Annotated in this window: 15 protein-coding genes; 5 read left to right on the plus strand and 10 right to left on the minus strand. The window is 64.6% G+C overall.

Going from position 1 to position 17,491, the window contains the following annotated elements:
- Nucleotides 1-14: 14 nt before the first annotated feature.
- From flgK to BM222_RS10435, 4 genes are all read right to left on the minus strand, one after another.
- Complete coding sequence (gene flgK, locus BM222_RS10420; RefSeq protein ID WP_092228160.1) at nt 15-1,895, minus strand: flagellar hook-associated protein FlgK; 1,881 nt, start codon at nt 1,893-1,895, stop codon at nt 15-17.
- Between the two features lie 34 nt (nt 1,896-1,929).
- On the minus strand, nt 1,930-4,179 hold the full coding sequence (locus BM222_RS10425) for a flagellar hook-basal body complex protein (protein WP_092228161.1): 2,250 nt from the start codon (nt 4,177-4,179) through the stop codon (nt 1,930-1,932).
- 178 nt (nt 4,180-4,357) lie between these two features.
- The gene (msrB, locus tag BM222_RS10430) at nt 4,358-4,870 is read right to left on the minus strand and encodes a peptide-methionine (R)-S-oxide reductase MsrB (RefSeq protein WP_177243128.1); all 513 of its coding nucleotides are present in this window, start codon (nt 4,868-4,870) and stop codon (nt 4,358-4,360) included.
- 87 nt (nt 4,871-4,957) lie between these two features.
- Nucleotides 4,958-6,421 carry an NAD(P)/FAD-dependent oxidoreductase gene (locus BM222_RS10435; RefSeq protein ID WP_092228163.1) on the minus strand — a complete coding sequence of 488 codons (1,464 nt, stop codon included), beginning with the start codon at nt 6,419-6,421 and terminating at the stop codon, nt 4,958-4,960.
- A 92-nt stretch (nt 6,422-6,513) separates the two neighbouring features.
- Between BM222_RS10435 and BM222_RS10440 the strand changes: the two genes are divergently transcribed.
- The gene (locus BM222_RS10440; RefSeq protein ID WP_177243129.1) at nt 6,514-7,050 is read left to right on the plus strand and encodes a SixA phosphatase family protein; all 537 of its coding nucleotides are present in this window, start codon (nt 6,514-6,516) and stop codon (nt 7,048-7,050) included.
- Between the two features lie 54 nt (nt 7,051-7,104).
- Nucleotides 7,105-7,530: a universal stress protein gene (locus BM222_RS10445; RefSeq protein WP_092228165.1), complete on the plus strand. Its 426-nt coding sequence runs from the start codon at nt 7,105-7,107 to the stop codon at nt 7,528-7,530.
- Between the two features lie 402 nt (nt 7,531-7,932).
- Here the strand turns inward: BM222_RS10445 and BM222_RS10450 are convergent, their stop codons facing one another.
- A complete protein-coding gene (locus BM222_RS10450) occupies nt 7,933-8,169 on the minus strand; it encodes a DUF1127 domain-containing protein (RefSeq protein ID WP_092228166.1) in 237 nt (78 codons plus the stop codon).
- A 185-nt stretch (nt 8,170-8,354) separates the two neighbouring features.
- Between BM222_RS10450 and BM222_RS10455 the strand changes: the two genes are divergently transcribed.
- A complete protein-coding gene (locus BM222_RS10455; RefSeq protein ID WP_177243130.1) occupies nt 8,355-9,698 on the plus strand; it encodes an aminotransferase-like domain-containing protein in 1,344 nt (447 codons plus the stop codon).
- A gap of 13 nt (nt 9,699-9,711) precedes the next feature.
- On the opposite strand, the gene BM222_RS10460 is transcribed toward BM222_RS10455, so the two are convergent.
- Nucleotides 9,712-10,311 (minus strand): YdcF family protein, encoded by a 600-nt coding sequence (locus BM222_RS10460; protein WP_092228168.1) that lies wholly within the window; start codon nt 10,309-10,311, stop codon nt 9,712-9,714.
- A 65-nt stretch (nt 10,312-10,376) separates the two neighbouring features.
- Nucleotides 10,377-10,964, minus strand: coding sequence for a hypothetical protein (locus BM222_RS10465; RefSeq protein ID WP_092228169.1), 588 nt, complete (start codon nt 10,962-10,964; stop codon nt 10,377-10,379).
- 60 nt (nt 10,965-11,024) lie between these two features.
- On the opposite strand from BM222_RS10465, the gene BM222_RS10470 reads away from it, so the two are divergent.
- Nucleotides 11,025-11,459, plus strand: coding sequence for a hypothetical protein (locus BM222_RS10470; protein WP_092228170.1), 435 nt, complete (start codon nt 11,025-11,027; stop codon nt 11,457-11,459).
- Between the two features lie 4 nt (nt 11,460-11,463).
- On the opposite strand, the gene BM222_RS10475 is transcribed toward BM222_RS10470, so the two are convergent.
- A complete protein-coding gene (locus BM222_RS10475) occupies nt 11,464-13,863 on the minus strand; it encodes a bifunctional diguanylate cyclase/phosphodiesterase (RefSeq protein ID WP_092228171.1) in 2,400 nt (799 codons plus the stop codon).
- A 105-nt stretch (nt 13,864-13,968) separates the two neighbouring features.
- Nucleotides 13,969-15,360 (minus strand): MFS transporter, encoded by a 1,392-nt coding sequence (locus BM222_RS10480; RefSeq protein WP_502690882.1) that lies wholly within the window; start codon nt 15,358-15,360, stop codon nt 13,969-13,971.
- 242 nt (nt 15,361-15,602) lie between these two features.
- On the opposite strand from BM222_RS10480, the gene BM222_RS10485 reads away from it, so the two are divergent.
- Complete coding sequence (locus tag BM222_RS10485; protein WP_092228173.1) at nt 15,603-16,826, plus strand: MFS transporter; 1,224 nt, start codon at nt 15,603-15,605, stop codon at nt 16,824-16,826.
- A gap of 66 nt (nt 16,827-16,892) precedes the next feature.
- On the opposite strand, the gene BM222_RS10490 is transcribed toward BM222_RS10485, so the two are convergent.
- Nucleotides 16,893-17,399, minus strand: coding sequence for a YciE/YciF ferroxidase family protein (locus tag BM222_RS10490; protein WP_092228174.1), 507 nt, complete (start codon nt 17,397-17,399; stop codon nt 16,893-16,895).
- Nucleotides 17,400-17,491 lie beyond the last annotated feature (92 nt).

Genomic DNA, 17,491 nt, shown 5'->3' on the forward strand with positions numbered 1-17,491 from the left:
CAGAGCCCTACTGATTACCCTTGAGCCTGGATCAACGTATTCATCATGCTCTGCACAACCGACATCACGTGAGCGTTGGCGGCATAGGCATTCTGAAGCTGGATCAGGTTCGACATCTCCGAGTCCAGATTGACGCTTGAGGTCGAGTTGAACTTGGCTTGCAACGTCGAGACCACGACGCTCTGGCCTTGCTGGAGCGCGGTCGCCTGGGTCGAGGCATTGGCCTGGACGCTCAGGAACTGCTGCAGGTAATTCGAGACGCTGCCGGTGAACGGCTGGCTCGCCGAGCCGAGACCGGTCTGCGGCGAGTAGGAGTACACCGCGCTGGTGAGCTGCGAGTAGAGATAGTCCGAGCGCGTGGTGTCGCCCGTGGGCGTCACCGGCGAGGTGCTGTAGATCGACAGCCTGGTGGGGTCGGCGGTGAGCTGCGTGTTCACGGCGATACGGCCGGCAAGGCCGGTCATCTGCGAGCCGGACCCGGTGATCGCGCCGGTATAGAGTGCCTGACCGCCGTCGGTGAACAGCGGCAGTTGCGGACCGCCCGAGGCCAGCGACGAGACCGTCTTGCTGCTCGACGCCGCTGTGACCTTGGCGAGGCCGGAATTGTCATCGGTGACGCGCAGCGTCGTCGCAGTCGCAGGCGACGGCGCCGGGGAAAACGACAGATGCGAGCCCGGGAGCGCGCCGTTGAGCGCCGCTGCTATGGCGCCCATGCCGCCTGAAAAATTGATGCCGATCTGCACCGGGTTGGCATTGGTGCCGTTCGGCAGCGGCAACGCCGTCGGATCGGTCACGTTCACCAGGGTAACCTGGCGCTGGGTGTTGGTGGAGTCGGTATAGGTGATGTTGACGGTGTTGCCGGGCTGCGCGCCGGCGAGATCGATATCGAAGCCGGCGGGCGGCCCGGCGACGGTGGTGCCCGCCGTGGTCTTGTCCGACAGCGCGCTCGACATCGTCGCGGCGAGCTGGTCGACCTGGTTCTGTGCCTGCACCAGCGTCTGGTCGCGCAGCTTGAGGTCGGCCGCGATCTGGCCGGAGGAGACGACATTGTTGCCGGCGACGTCGATGGACGAGCCGTTCGGCAGCTTGATGGTGAGCGCGCCGACCCCGGACTTCGTCGGATCGATGTTGTAGAGCGAGGTCGCCGACAGCGCGCCGACAGATGCGAAAGAGAATTGCGAGGCGAGCCCCGCGCCGACCAGCTGGATGCCTGTGGTGGTGTAGATGTTGGCCTGGTTCGATCCGTCGGTGGTGACACGGACGTCGACATACTTCGAGAGTGAGTTGATGGCCTGGTCGCGCTGGTCCATCAGCGTCGCTGCAGAGGGATCAGTCGGCGCGAGGCCCTGAAGCTTGGTGTTGATGTCGGCAATCTGGTTCAGCGCGGCATTGGCGGCTTGCGACGAGGTGCCGAGATCCTGCTCGACGTTCGAACGCAGCGACTGGATGCCCTTGGTGGTGACGTTGAGCTGCGTCGCCAGCGCCTGAGCGGCGGCGAGCGCAACGCGCTGCGCCGACGAGGAGCCTGCGCTGGTGGAGAGCGCCTGCAGCGAGGAGGTGAAATCGTTCAGCGCGTTCTCGAGCGTGCCGCTGTTGCCGGGCGTGCCGTAGACACTCTGAAGCTGCTTCAGGATGTTGGCCATCTGGTCGGCGTAGCCGCTGCCGCCGGTCTCGGTGCGCAGCTGGTTCTGCACATAGCTGTCGATGTCGCGGCTGACGCCTGTCGTCTTCGCCGTCGAGCCGAAGTCGCCAGTGGTGACTTCGATCTGGTTCGGCGTCTGGGCGACGTAACCCGGCGTCTGCGAGTTTGCGACGTTCGACGAGACGATCGAGAGCGCCGCCTGGTTGGCGCGCAGACCGCTCATCGCACTGGCAAGGGCTGAACTCAAACCCATCTTACTTGCCGCCTTCGGTTACGTTGCGCGCCGATCAGCGCAACACGTTCAGGAGATCCTGGACCATCGAATTCGCCGTCGTGATCACCTTGGTATTGGCCGAATAGGCCTGCTGGGTCACGATCAGCTTGGTGAACTCGTCGGCGATGTCGGTGTTGGATCCTTCCAGCGACGAACCGCTGATGGTGCCCGAGGCGCCGGCGATCGCCGGACCCGACTGGTCGGTCACCGCATAGGCGCCGCCATCGAGTGCCTTGAGGTAGTTGGTGCCGTTGAAGTGCGAGAGCGTCACCTGGGCGAGGTCGAGGTTCTGACCGTTGGAGAAGGTGCCGACCACGATGCCGTTGTTGTTGACGGCGACCGAACGAAGCTGACCGGCAGCGTAGCCGTTCTGCGTGATGGTGTTGATGGTCACCGCGCCGCTGGTGCTGGCATATTGCGTCAGCCCGCCAGAGGAGATGTTGAAGGCGACCGAGCCGAGCGACTGATTGTCGACCGAGACATTGTTGAGGGTGATGCCCGAGCCGGCCGGCGAGGTCAGCGAGCCGTCGCTGGCAAAGGTGAACGCCTGGCCCGCGTTCGTCCATGCAGGATCCGCGCCGGTCGTGTTGCTCTGGTAAAACAGGTTCCACGTGTCAGCATGACCTGCACCCAACGAAGCACTATCCGTTTTGGCCCAGCGCAGTTGGAGGTTTACCGGCGTGCCGGCCGCGTTGTAGGCGGTCACGGCGCCGCCGCTGATGGATTCCTTGGTGAAGGTCGCAACCTCGCTGCTGAGCACAGTGCCTTGGCCGGAGCCACCGCCGCCTCCGCGATTCTTGGAGATGGATGACGTGAAGCCGAGGGCGGCGAAGGCAGCACTGGCGGTGGCCGAGCCAGACACCGATACTGACAGGTCGTTGATCTTGCCGGTGTTCAGCGTAACGACCCCGCTAGAGTTGACCGAGGATCCGTTCGCACCGCTGAGCGCGTCGATCTTGCCCAGCAAGGTGTTGATGTCATCGCCGACGTTGATCTGGTTCGCCCCTGAGGCACCCGACGCCATGAAGACCAATGGTTTGCCGTCGACCGTAATCGTATCGCCCGCCTGAAAGCCCGTTGAGAGAACTTCCGGACCGCCGGCGGTCGCAGTACCGCTCAGCAACGTTGTGCCCGTGATCGCTGGATTGGACAGAACATTGCCGCCGCGGGTCACAGTGCTGAGGCCGAGCGTGGTTGCGGCCTGGCTGCTGAGGACTGTCACATCGGTAGCGGTGCCGGTTGCGATCTGGATCTTTCCACCGGCGGTCATAGTCACGTTGCCGGCGGGGACGCCGGCGGCTGACGCGATCGCACTCAGGACGTCTGACACCTTCGCCCCAGTGCCTGCGCCGAGGCCGATCGTGGAGTTTGTGCCGAGCGAGACGGTGGTGGTGTTGTTGAATTGTATGGTGTTGCCGTTAACCGTCAGCGTCTGACCAATGAGCGAGCTGAGGTCAAGATGCGGGGTCGTTCCGGTATCGAGGGACGTGCCGCTATTGGCTGGGGCCGAGGCGCTGTCCTGAAGCGCGACAGCCCCTGTCGCGGTGGTGGACGTATAGGCTGAGCGCAAGTTGCCGGTGGCAGCCGATCCGGCAACCGCCACGCTCGTATAGGGTGCGGGGGGCGTGCCAAAGATCAACGGGTTGTTTGTGAAATCGGATGGATTCAGCCCACCGGCCGCAAGCAACGACCCGCTCGCTCCCGTTGAGCTCGCCGGCGTGTTCGGCTGGGTCGGCAGGTTCGCCGCGTACTGGATCGACGACGTCGCCTGCGCCGGGACGAAATTATTCTGGAATTGCAGCACCGTCGGCACGTTCCCAGTCGGGTTGCCGGTCTTGGGGTCGACCGCGACGCCCATCAGATAATAACCGGCACCGTTGACGAGGTTGCCGTTGGAATTGATCTGGAAGTCGCCGCGACGAGTGTAATAGGAGACGCCGTCGAACACCGGCGCGTTGTCGACGGTGCCGGTGGCCTTCTGCACCGAGAAGAAGCCGTCGCCCGTGATCGCCATGTTGGTGGCGACCGAGGAGGACGAGATCGTGCCCTGGGTGGTGATGGTCGCCTGTGCGTGCGCGGTGACGCCGCCGGCAACCTGCTTGCTCGGCACGGAGGCGTCGGGAATGAGATCCTCGAAGCTGGTCCCGATGCCCTTGTAACCGGTGGTGGACGAGTTCGCGATGTTGCCCGAGATGTTCTGAAGCGCGTAGGACTGCGCCTGCAGGCCACCCACCGAGGTGTTCATTGCATCGAAGATACCCATAACTTTGTCTCCAGATCCGATCTCGGCGGCCGGTCGGTGGTGGCCGCAGTCGGGAGAGACAGTCGCAAGGGCTATGCCAAAGCGGGTATTTTCATGAAATCAATGACTTAAATAGAAATGCCCCGGTCGAATGACCGGGGCACAATTGCCGGGCCGGCAACAATTGCCGGATCAAACTTCACGTTGCCGACGGTGTCGCGGGGTGGAACACCAAGCCGAAACCGTCGATGCAATAGCGCAATCCAGTCGGCTTCGGACCGTCATCAAAGACGTGACCGAGATGACCGCCGCAGCGACGGCAGTGCACCTCGGTACGCACCATGCCGAAGGTGCGGTCCTCGGTCTTGCCGACATTGCCCTCGATCGGCTGGTAGAAGCTCGGCCAGCCCGTGCCGCTCTCGAACTTGGTCTCGGACGCAAACAGCGGCAGGTCGCAGCCGGCGCAGGCGAAGATCCCCTTGCGGTGCTCGTTCAGCAGCGGGCTGGAGCCCGGGCGCTCGGTGCCCTCCTTCCGAAGTATCTCATATTGCTGCGGCGTCAATTGCGCACGCCACTCGGCGTCGGTCTTCTCGATCTCGAATTTTTGCGCGACTTTCTCTCCAGCCTGCGCCGGCGTTGCTCTCAGCCAGCGGAAGGCTGAAAAGCCAAAAAGGCCGGCGACGGTCGTTAGCAGGATGCGGCGGTCAAACATCTCATTCTCCGTGCGCGGGGAGTCCATGCCCTGAGATACGGGCCCTCACGGCCGATGTTACACTTCCAGGCGGAATTTTTCGCGCCCTTATTGCGAGACGCCCTGCTCCTCGGCGACCGGTTCCGCTTCCTTCGGCGCAGCCGGCCGCGGCGCCGGCGGGGCCACACGCGGCCGAACCCCTGAGGGCTGACGGCGCGGACCGGTGCCGGCGGCCCGGTTGGCCTTAGCGAGCCTGGCCTCGCGCTCCCGGTCCTTTACCTGTGCCCGCTCGCGATAGCGCGCAAGCGACCCCGCGGCAGCGGAACTCGCCCTGCCCCATAGGCCGACCAATTGGCCGGCAACCCGCCCGGCGGTGCCGCCGGCCCAGACCAGCTCGAATGGCGAAAACAGTTTCCATCGGTCGTCGCCCGACAGGATGCTGCGCGCGATCAGCTGCCCGGACATGGCTGAAATGTTCATGCCCTGGCGGCCGAACCCGCTCGCCACCCACAGGCCTTTGCGCAATTCTCCGATCTGCGGCATGCCGTGCACGGTCTGCCCGGTGGCGCCGCCGAACGTTTCCGATATCTCGACATTGCCGAGCTCGGGGAAGATCGACCGGATCCGTCGCTTGACGCTGCCCGCAAAGCGCTGCGGCCGCGCGGCCCAGGTCGTCTCCGGGCTCTCCCACATCAGGCGGTCACCGTCGACGATGCGAAAATGATCGACGCCGTCGGAATCCATCACCGATCCCTTGAAGCCGATGATCTCATGCACACGATCGCCGAGCGGCGCGGTGATGCCGGCATAGCGCCAGACCGGAAGCAGCGTCTCCGACAGCCGCCGCATCGGCGCGCCGAGATGAATGTTGCCGGCGAGCACGATGTGGGCGGCACGCAGCCGTGCCGAGGGCGTCACGATGCGCTTGCGGATACCGGAATGATCGATGCTGACGACAGGCGTATCCTCGAAGATGCGCGCACCCGCGCGCCGCGCCAGCGCGGCGAGGCCGTGGACATATCTGCGGCCCTCGACCTGGAACGCTTTGGGGTAGTGGACGCCGTGGAAATAACGATCGGTCTTCAGCGCGGCGCGAACGCGATCGACCTGCCAGCCCTCGGCCTCGGTGTCGAAATCCTCATTCAGCATCTGCAGCCGGCTGATCAGCCGGTCGCCGGCATCGACGTTGGAGACCTCGAGCACGCCGTCGGTGAGGCCGATATCAGGCATGTTTTCTTCGCTGGCATTGGCGCGCACGAACTCGGCGCCCTGCTTGGAGAGCGTCCACAACTCGATGGCGTCCTCGAAGCCGATCCGCTCGATCAGCTCGGTGAGCGGCAGCGCAAAACCGGGCATCACCGTGCCGAGCTGGTTGCCGGAGGCGTTCCAGCCGATATGGCGGCCTTCGAGCACGGCTACGCTGGCCCCGAGCCGGGCCGCCTCAAGCGCGATGGAAAGGCCCGCGAGCCCTGCCCCGATAATGCAGATATCCGCGTCAAGATCGAAGGACAGCCGGATACGCTCGCGAAAGCCGGCTTCTTCCTGGGACACGCTTGTGAAAGTCTCGTTCATAGCGTTTCTTAAGATACCCATCGGCCGCTTGTCACCTTGTCCTCAACAGGCGCCTGTAGATTATTCAAGATGTGGAACGATTCGAGAATGCCATGCGCCGTTTGATGCTGCTGCGTCACGCCAAGACCGAGACGGACGCGCCGAGCGGCCGCGACCAGGACCGCCGGCTCGACGATCGGGGCCAGCGGGATGCTGCCGAGATGGGCGACTGGATCGCCGCCCATCATCCAGTCCCCCAGATGGTGCTGGTGTCGCATGCGGTCCGGGCCCGGCAAACCTGGGACATCGCCTGGGAGGCAATGAAGGACCGCGTCGCGGCGCCTGAGGTCGAGATCCTGCCGGAACTCTACGGCGCGGACCCCGCGCGGATTCTCGAAACGGTTCGCACTGCAACCGTCCCGGCCAACCCAAGGCAATTGCTGCTGGTCGGGCATAATCCAGGCATGCACGAGGCTGCCCTGATGCTGACGGGCGGCGGCGATCCGGCGGCCGCCAAGTCGCTCGCCGACAATCTGCCCACCGCGGGGCTTGCGATCCTGGACTTTGACGTCAAGGATTGGAGTGACGTGGCCTACCGCCGCGGCAAACTGGTGCTGTTCGTCAGCCCCAAGTTGCTTCGACTGGGGTGAGACGCGCTGGCGCCTTCCCCATGTTGATCCAGCTTGGTCATTAGGGAGGCGCAGATGTTCAAGTCCATCCTCGTACCCATCGACCTCGCCGACACCGATCTGGCAAAGCCTGCGATCGCGACCGCGACGACGCTGTCGCAGAACTGGAACGGATCGATCCGGCTGCTCAACGTGCTGCCGATGACGCCCGTGATGCTGGCGGAATACGTCCCGGCCGATTTCGACGAGCAGCAGCGCCAGACCTCGGAAGAGGCACTCGCCATCGTCGCGCGCGAATCCGGCATCGACGCCTCCCATATCTCCAGCGTGGTCCGCCAGGGCGGCATCTATCACGAGATCCTGGAGGAAGCCGCGCAGATGAAGGCCGATCTGATCGTCATGACCTCGCACCGGCCTGCGATGCGCACCTATTTCCTCGGATCGAACGCCGGGCACGTGGTGCGTTACGCGAAATGCTCGGTGCTCGTGGTGCGGCACTAACCTCGGAGCAATGTCGTGAAGCAATGGTGGCGGAGATGGACCTACGAGGTCCCGCTCGCAATCGGCCGCGGATGCAGCGCCTCGGCCTCAGGCATCGGCGCCAGCGCGGCGCTCCGACAAGGCCTCGCCGCAGGCCCGCCCCATCCGAGGATGATCGCGCTTATGGTGATAAGTGGGGCCAGGTCGCGCTGGCCTGATGCTGACAATGCTGAGCTGAGATTACGCTGTCATTGCGAGCGCAGCGAAGCAATCCAGAAATGCATCCGCGGAAAGACTCTGGATTGCCTCGCTGCGCTCGCATTGACGACTTGGAAGCGGTTGTGCACGGAAACTCGCTCTCGTGTCGGCTCTGCGCAGCAGCGTCAGAACGCTGCAGCGCATCCGGGACTCAGGTAAGGCGTCTCAGATATACCGCGTCAGTTCGGCTTTGAACTGGCCGTAGACGGCGTCTTCGATCTGGCTGCGGTTGATCCCGATGTCGCGCAAGGCGCGGTCGTCGAGCTCGTTCAGCGTCTTGATGGCGGTGCGGCGCTCAAGGCGGTCGAACAGCGCATAGGCGGCGTTGACGAGCCTGGCAAAAAATCCGCTCGACGAGGATGGGCGTAAACTCCGCCCGGCAGTTTGCGAGATCATGGTCATGTTTCTTCTCCGGCCTGAAGTCCCGCGCGGCGATGCAGATGCCGTTGGCGCAAACGCTCGAGCGCCTGCACCTCATTTGCCGTCGGATTGCTCTCGCTCTCCTCGGCTCAATCGCGGACCTTGATGGAACTTAAATGCTCCAGTACATTGCTCGGAGCAAGAAAAACATTGCTCTCGGTGCAATAATGTCCAAGTTCGAGTACGTGAAGCTTGCGGATGCCATTGCCGCAGACATCGCTAACGGCACGTTAAGGGCCGGCGACCGGCTGCCGCCGCAGCGCAATTTTGCCTATGATCGTGGCATCGCGGTCTCGACCGCGAGCCGGGTTTATACGGAGCTGTTGCGCCGTGGCCTGGTGGTCGGCGAAGTCGGACGCGGCACCTTCATCTCCGGCGACGTCAGGCGCGAAGTCGAGAGCATCGCCGAGCCACGCGATGCGCGCATCGATTTCGAGGTCAATTATCCGCTGCTGCCGCAGCAATGGGCGATGATCGCCAAGAGCCTCGCCGGACTGGAGCGCGTCGACGCACTGGAATCCGTGCTGCGCGCCTCGACCAGCACCGGCACCAAGAGCGCCCGCAATGCCGCCGCGGCCTATCTCGCGCGCAAGGACTTCGCGCCGCAGGCCGAGCAGATCGTGTTCACCGCCAACGGCAAGCAATCGCTCGCGGCCGCGCTCGCAGCTCTGGTTCCGACCGGCGGCCGCTGCGGCGTCGAAGCCCTCACCTACCCTTACGTCAAGAGCATAGCCGCTCGGCTCGGCATCACGCTGGTGCCGATCCCGATGGACGAACATGGCGCGCGGCCCGACGCGATCCAGAAGGCGCACCGCGAAGCGCATCTGTCGGCGCTGTATCTCCAGCCCATCATCCAGAATCCGCTCGGCGTCACCATGAACGCGACGCGGCGCGCCGACATCATGCGGGTCGCCGAAAAGCTCGATCTCACCATCATCGAGGACACCGTCTACGGCTTCCTCGCAGACGACACTCCGCTCGCAGCGCTCGGGCCGGACCGCTGCATCGTGCTCGACAGCTTGTCCAAGAAAGTCGCGCCGGGCCTTGCGCTTGGTATCCTCGTTGCGCCGCCTCATTTGCGCGAAAGCGTGATGAGCGCGGTACGCACCGGCGGCTGGATCGCCTCGGGCCACGCGCTCGCAGCCGGCCAGCGGTTGATGGCCGACGGCACCGTTGCCGAGTTGACGCGGCTGAAGCGCATCGACGCCGCGCGCCGCCAGCAGACCGCGGCACGGCTGCTCGCCGGCTATCAGGTCGCCGCCGACACGCGCTCCTATCATCTCTGGCTGACGCTGCCGCCGCACTGGCGTTCGCAGACATTCGTTGCCGCGGCAGCCCGGCGCGGCATCGCGCTGACCCCATCCTCGACCTTCGCGGTCGCGCATGGTCACGCCCCGAACGCGGTGCGCCTGGCGCTCGCCCCGCCCTCCTTCGAGCAGCTCGATTCCGGCCTGCGCACGCTCGTGTCGCTGCTCGGCACCAAGGAGGAGGATTTCGACTCGACGGAATGACCCGCGGGACCGCTCAGCGCTCCGGCCATTCCGCGATGAACCCGCTCGCCTTGTACGGCTCGATCTTGTCCCATTCGTGCAGGATGCGACGGCGAAACTCAGGGTCGGTGTGCCAAAGCGCGCGCGGTGTCGTAAAGCTGTCGACGGTGAGCAGCAGTTTCGTCACCTCCGGCCAGTGCCGGTGCAGCGTCATCGGATAACGCCGCGCCGTCCAGGTGTTGCCGAGGCAGATCACGCTGCGGATGTTGCGCAGTCCCAGCGTCGCATCGATGATGGGCAGCGAGAAGATCACGTTCTCGCCCGTGTTCATGGCGCGATGCTCCTCGAGGGTCCGGTCCGCCGGAATGCCCGCAGCGACCATCGCCGCCTTGATGATGGTGCACTCGGATTGCTCCGAGCCTGGGGTGACACCGCCGCTGACAATCGACCAGCGGAAATAGCCGTCACGCCACAGCTGCGCGGCGGTCTCGACGCGAAGCGCGATGTCCTCGCGGGTGCCGAACACGAACAGCAAATCGGCCGGCCGAAGCGGCGTATCGACGAGATGGGTGCGGTTGATCTCGGCGATCTCGTCCGCCGTCGGCAGGCGCGTGCTGCGATTCGCTGATGTCATCGCGGCACGATGCGGGACCGCCGCGCGGCTGCGAAGTCAATTTTGATTGCGGCGGATTGCAAGCCCTAAGGCAGCAGGGAGCGCGGCAGCTGGTCGAAGCTGTAGGCACGCGGCTGGTTGCGTTGCACGAAGCCCCCGACCTGCCAGGCGAAGAGCGCGGCAAAGCCGAGGATGAACAGCACGCCGGCGAATTCGCCGATCAAGAGCGCGCGGATCAACAGCCCGGTCATCGCCACGGCCAGCAGCGCCAGGGATGCCAGCACCGCCGCATAGGTCTTGACGCCGAGACCGGCGGTCAGCTGGGCGCGGCTGCCGGCCTTCGCCAACCGCGCGTGAAGCTCGACCAGAAAATCGCGAAACCCGCTGTCCTGCGGCGCCATCAGCGCCGCAGTCTGCCAGCTCGTCGACAGGATCGCAATGCGACCGCCTCCGACGCGGCTGATATCGGCGCGAAAGCGGTGCTGCTGCATCGAGACCGGGCGGAACGACAGCCTGATTGCACTGATCTCGTCATAGCGCCAGAGGCCGGAGCGCCCGGCAATGTGCCACGACAATCCCTCGTCGGTCAGCTCGAAACGATGCGCCGAACCGATCAGCGACGCCTTGTAGGCATAGCTCGTGACCGCCCCGCCCTGCCCGTCCGACACCTGCATCGCTCGATCCCGTCCGCGATCCGCTTGCGCAATCGCCCTCCGCCATCCTACAAGCGAGGCATGGCTGAGACGATCTATTTTCCGCGCCGCCTGATTCTTGGGGCCGCCGTGATCGCAGGCGTGCTACTCGCGCTCGCGGTGCACATGCTGGGTGCGCGTTACGGGCTCGACCTCGGCGGGCTCTGGCGCGCCGACACGCATGAGTTCATGCCGACCGGTGCTGCGATCGCCTGGTGGCTGATCGCATCAGTCGGATTCTCCGGCGGTTATTTCACGGCGACATTGATGCAAAGCGCCGTCTCCGGCCAAATCCCGCAGAGGATGCGGCAATTCCTGATCGCGGTCGGCGTGCTCCTGCTTGCCGGCGCCGGACAGGCCGCCGCGGCGCCGAGCCCGCTTCCGACCATTTCGGGCGTGCTCGCCGGTCTCGCGGCGCTGGGTCTCGGTGCGGTGATGGCGTTCTGCGGCGCGCATTTCGCGCTACGCCGCGGCTAGCTCCTTAAGCCGAAGCGCGCAACCGCGGCCGTTCCAGCATCATCGCGACGTCGGAGGCCGGCCGCGGCTTGCTGAACAGGAAGCCCTGCGCCTGGGTACAGCCTTCCCGCCGAAGCAACTCCAGCTGCGCGTCATTCTCGACGCCCTCCGCCGTGGTAACGATGCCGAGGCTGCGGCCAAGGCCGGTCACGGCGCGGATGATCGCCACCGAATCCTCGCGCGTGGCGAGCTCGGACACGAAAGAACGATCGATCTTGATCTTGTCGAAGGGGAAGCTGCGTAGATAGCTCAGCGAGGAATAGCCAGTGCCGAAATCGTCGAGCGAGATCCGCACGCCCATGGCGCGCAGGTCGTGCAAGGTGGTCAGCGTCGCCTCGCTGTTCTGCAGCAGCACGGATTCGGTGATCTCGAGCTCGAGCCTGTTCGCCGCGAGTCCTGATTTCTCCAGCGCCTCCTTCACGGATGCGATCAGGTTCGGGTTCCGGAACTGCACAGGCGACAGATTGACGGCGACCCCGACGTTCTCGGGCCAGGTCGCGGCATCCGCGCAGGCGCCGTGCAACACGAGTTCACCGAGCTGGACGATAAGGCCGGTCTCCTCGGCGAGCGGAATGAAGCTGACAGGCGAGATCAGGCCGCGCTGCGGATGGTTCCAGCGCAGCAGCGCCTCGAACGAGACGACACGATCGCTGGCGACGTCGCGGATCGGCTGGTAATAGGGCTGGAACTCGTCGCGCTGGAGCGCAGCCCGCATGTCCATTTCGAGCAGGCGCCGCGCCTGCGCGCGCGCATCCATGCCGGTCTCGAAGAATCGATAGGTGCCGCGGCCGTCGGCCTTGGCGCGGTACAGCGCGAGGTCGGCGTTCTTCAAGAGCTCATCCGGATTGCTGCCGTCCTGCGGCGACAGCGAAATGCCGATCGAGACGCCGATCACGATCTGATGGTCATCGATCTCGTAAGGCGCGGAGATCACCTCGACGAGGCGGCGGGCAAGCGCCCGCGCGGCAGCCTCTTCGGAGCGACCGATCTGGACCACGGCGAACTCGTCGCCGCCGAGGCGGGCGACGGTGTCGTGCTCGCCGACGGTCGCCTTCAGCCTGCGGCCGACCTCCTTCAGCAGCGCATCGCCGATCGGATGGCCAAGCGAGTCGTTGATGTCCTTGAAATGATCGAGGTCGAGGCAGAGCACCGCGAGCTGGTCGTTAGAACCCGCCCGGCGCAAACCCTGTTCGAGCTGCTCGTGGAACAGCACGCGGTTCGGCAGATTGGTGAGCGCATCGTGCCGCGCCATGTGCGAGATCTTGGCCTGCGCCTCCAGCCATTCGGTGATGTCCTCGAAGGTGGCGACCCAGCCGCCACCCTGCATCGGCTGGTTGACGACACGGATCGAGCGGTCGAACCGGCGAACGACATCCGTCGTCGTGCGCCCCTGCCGGGCATCAGCGACGAGGCGCGCGAAGAATTGCTCGGGATCGCCATTCCACTGCCCTTTCGACGATTCCTCGCGGAGAATGTCGCGCAGAACCCGGCCGGTGAGCTGCATGTCGGAGCGGCCGAGCATCGCCGCATAGCGTTCGTTGAACAGAATGATCTTGCCTTGCGCATCGAACATGCACAGTCCCTGCGACATGTTCTCGAGTGCGGTGTCGAGCACGACCTGCTGGCGCCCGATCTCGCCCTTGGAGCGACGGTCGAGCACGGCGGCCGCGAGCGCGATGGCGATGATGGCGACGGCTGCGCTGGCGGTCAGGATGGACAACGACGCCGGCGGGATCGAAAGACCGCTGATCGTGAGCGTCGGATCGGGCGTCAACTCCAGTGCGCCCATCGCGGTGAAATGGTGCGAGACGATGGCAACCGTCATCAGGACCGTGGCGGCAAGCGCGTTGGACAAATTATCGCCTCGTCCCGCGACGAACAGGGCGCTCGATCCAAAGACGACGCCGAGCAGGATCGATAGCGCGACGGTTCCGGCGGTCCAACTGATGTGGGCAGGAATCTCGAACGCCATCATTCCGGTGTAATGCATGGCAGCGACACCGCCGCCAACGACAGCCCCGCCAAGCGCGACCAAAGCTCCGCGCCTGGTCGAAACCGAAATGCTGAGGCCGATGAAGGTGACCGCGATCGCAAAGATAAGCGAGAGGATGGTCACGGGAATGTTGTAGGCACCACCGGCGCCCGGCCCATAGGCCTGCATCGCGATGAAATGGGTCGCCCAGATGCCGCAGCCAGCGACGACGGCGTCGAGGGTGATCCACACGAGACGAGCACCGGCGTTCGCCGCGCGCGCCCGGTGAAACAGGCTGATTGCCGCCGCGCTCGCGAGCAGGCAGACGGCGCCGCCGAGTGCGACCAGACGCCAGTCATGCTGGTCCGTGAGACAAAACAGAACTTGATACATTGCTGGCCCCTATCCTGTCGGGCACTAGAGCCAGCAGAAATGGACAGTCGGTAACCGGCCGTGCGCCGGTTACCGAGATGGTGAACAGGGAGTGTGTCTGACTGCTCACATTGCTCGTGCAGGCGCCCTCGCACCCAGGCCGATCACGGCCGCCGCGATCAGGAGGACCGCCGCCGATATCACGAGCGATTGGTGAAGGCCGCTCATGAAGGCGCCGTCGGAGGCGAGCAGCGAGCCGAACAGCGCGACGCCGAGCACGCTGCCGGTCTGCCGCGTCGCGTTGAGGACACCGGCTGCGATACCGGAGCGCGCTTTCTCGACACTCCCAAGCAAGGTCGAGGTCAGCGGTGGCACCAAAAGGCCAAGCCCGCCGCTGATCGCGATCATCTGGGCAAAGATCGCCCAATAGCTCGTCCCGGCCTCGATCCAGACCATGCCGAGGCAGCCGAGCGCGGAGCTTGAGGCACCGACGACGATGGTCAGGCACGGGCCGATGCGCTCGGCAATGCGCGGCGCCAGCAGATTGACCGGCAGCACCGCGCCCATCATCGGCACGAAGGCAAGTCCGGTCCACCACGCCGACAAGCCGTTGATCCGTTGGAAGTAGAGGCTCAGCACAAAGATCAGGCCGTAGATCGCGATATTGACGAGGAGGCCGACGATGGTGGTCAGGGTAAACAGCCGGTGACCGAACAAGGACAGCGGCAGCATCGGCTGGGTCGTGCGGCTCTCGCGCCAGACGAACAGTGCCGCGAGAACGGCCGAGCCTACGAATGCCGCGATCACCGCGGGATGCGCCCATCCAAGCGCACCGGCTTCGATGATCGCACCAGCCAGCGACCCGAGCGCGCCGATCGCAGTGAGTTGACCAGGCAGATCGATCTCCCGCGAGCGCGCCTGCGTCGTGTCGGTCGCATATCGCCAGCTCAGCCACAGGCCGGCAAGGCCAATCGGCAGATTGACCAGGAAGATGGCACGCCAACCAACCAGCGTGATCAGCGCGCCGCCGACGAAGGGACCTGCAGTCAGCGCCAGGCTTGCGCCAGCCGCCCAGACCGCGACCGCACGTCCGCGCGCACGATCATCCGCATAGGCGTGGTTCAGCAGCGCCAGCGAATTCGGCACCAGGATTGCCGCTGCCAACCCCTGAACCAGCCGTGCGCAGATCAGCACGACGGCATTGGGAGACAGCGCACAGGCCAGCGAGGCCGCGGTGAAGATCGCAAAGCCCGCCATGAAGATGCGCTTGGCGCCGATCCGGTCGCCGAGCGCGCCGGCGGTCAGGATGAAGGCAGCAAAGGCGATGGTGTAGGCGCTGACCACCCATTGCAACTCGGCGACGCCACCACCGAGCGACTTGCCCATCGCGTCGAGCGCGGTGTTGACGATGGTGACGTCGAGCTGCACCACGCCATAGCCGAGGCTCATTGCAGTGAGTGTCAGAGCGGACGATGCTTGCGCACCTCGCCTGCTCCAGGCTTTCGGAAAAGAACCCATCTGAAGAAATTCTGCTGGCATGATCCACCTCATGTTTGGAGGGGGAACGCCACCGTTAGGCCTTCGTTGCGTGACAACGCTTCGGTTCTGATCGAAACGTCGCCGCGCAATCGATTGTATTCTGCACGGGAAACTCGCGACGCTCTGCTCGCCGTGCAGACCCCGTCAGCGCAGCGGCATGGGAACAACGCCAGATTGCTTCCTGTTGAGCCCCCTATCTTCCCGTCGAGGCAGCGACAGTCATGGCAAGAGTTGGCAACACCTCGGTTCCCTCAATTGCAGGATCGGAGTTCGGCAAGACCGCAACAATCATTGCTGTCTCCTGCCTGATCGGTGCATTGTTCGCCGGCAGCACGGTCGCAACCCCGCTCTACGTCATCTACAAGCAACAGCTGGGTTTCTCCCAGATCACGTTGACCCTGATCTACGCCGTCTACGTCGTCGGAAACCTGACGGCACTCATGATCTTCGGCCGGATGTCCGATCAGGTCGGGCGGCGGCGCACCGCGATCATCGCCATCGGGATCGCTGTCGTGGGCGCGCTCGTGTTCCTGTTCGCACAGGGTGTCGCCTCGCTCTACGTCGCACGCGTGCTGAGCGGCCTTGCGATCGGGATCGGCGCCGGAACCGGCACCGCGTGGCTTGCGGAACTGATCGCCGAGGAGGACCGCTCCCGCGCCACCGTGATCGCAACGATCGCGAACTTCACCGGCCTTGGTCTTGGCGCCGTGATCGCCGGCCTGCTCGCTGAATATGTCGCGCTTCCGCTGCGAACGCCGTTTATCGTGTATCTCGCGGTGCTGGTGGTGATCGCGGCACTGCTTGCCTTCGCGCGCGAGACGGTCAATCGTCCCTTGGCCGCTTTTGCGCGAATGTCGGTGCGGCCACGCGCCGGCGTTCCGTCGCCAATCCGGTCGCGGTTCGTGGCGCCCGCGGTTACCGGCTTCGGTGCCATGGCCCTCGTCGCCTTTTTTGCCGCGCTTGCGCCGAGCGTGCTCGCGAACGAGCTGCACGTCACCAGCCACGCGATCGCCGGCGCGATCTTCCTCGAGCTTGCAGCGGCCGTCGCACTCGTCATTGCCCTGACGCGCAAGCTGTCGAGCCGTGCCGCGATGCTGTGGTCGATCGGCCTGATGCTGCCGAGCCTAGCCCTGCTCGTCACCGCACAGTTCGCAGAATCACTCGGCGTCATGATCGCGGCGACCGCGATCTGCGGCGTAGCAGCGGGCCTCGGCTATCGCGGCAGCCTTCAGGTGGTAAACCAGATCGCACCGGATGACCGCCGCGCCGAAGTGGTTTCGGCCTATTTCATCTGCTGCTTTCTCGGCAACGCGCTTCCGGTGATCGGCATCGGCGTCCTCTCGACCCTGATCAGCTCGACTGTGGCGAGCCTGGTCTTCGCCGTAACCATCGCGATGTTCGCGCTGGTCGCGCTGGTGTTCGGCCTGAAACACCAGGCCGGCTAGACCCAGCCGAAAAAAAGAGACGCCGTGCGGAATGCACGGCGTCTCCAGCCAGAAGGTATCTCGCTCTTAGCTCGCTGCCCTCAGGTTCACCTTGCTCTCGGCCAGCGATGTCAATTTCTTGTCCGTCGCCTTCTCTTCCTCGAGGGTCTTGGCGAGCACAGAGGCACAGTCGGTGCGGCCGAGCTGCTTCGCCCAGGCGATCAGGCTGCCATAGCGAACGATCTCGTAATGTTCGGCGGCCTGCGCCGCATTGATCAGGGCCGCGTCGAGCACCGCCTTGTCGGCGACGTCACCCGCGGTTTCATCGGCCTCCTCGATGATGCCGTCGATGGCCGGACAATCCACCGCCTTCACTTGGGCGCCGTGCATCTTGAATACTTCCTCAAGCCGCGCGACGTGCTGCTTGGTTTCCTCAAGGTGCGTCAAAAAGCCCTGCTTCAGCTGCGGATCGGTCGCCTTGTCCGCCATTTTCGGCAGCGCCTTGGTGAGCTGTTGCTCGGCGTAATAGATGTCCTGTAGCTGATGCACGAACAGGTCGTTCATGGTCTTGATGTCTTTTGTGAACAGTCCCATCGTTCTGATCCTCGCGGGCTTAGGGAACACGACGGTTCAGGCTTGCACGAAAGCCGCTTGTTTCGCCGTGTTCGGTTGCTGATGGGGCGCTA

Origin of the sequence: Bradyrhizobium sp. Gha, assembly GCF_900113735.1 — a bacterium.
In the GTDB taxonomy this organism is placed as follows: domain Bacteria; phylum Pseudomonadota; class Alphaproteobacteria; order Rhizobiales; family Xanthobacteraceae; genus Bradyrhizobium.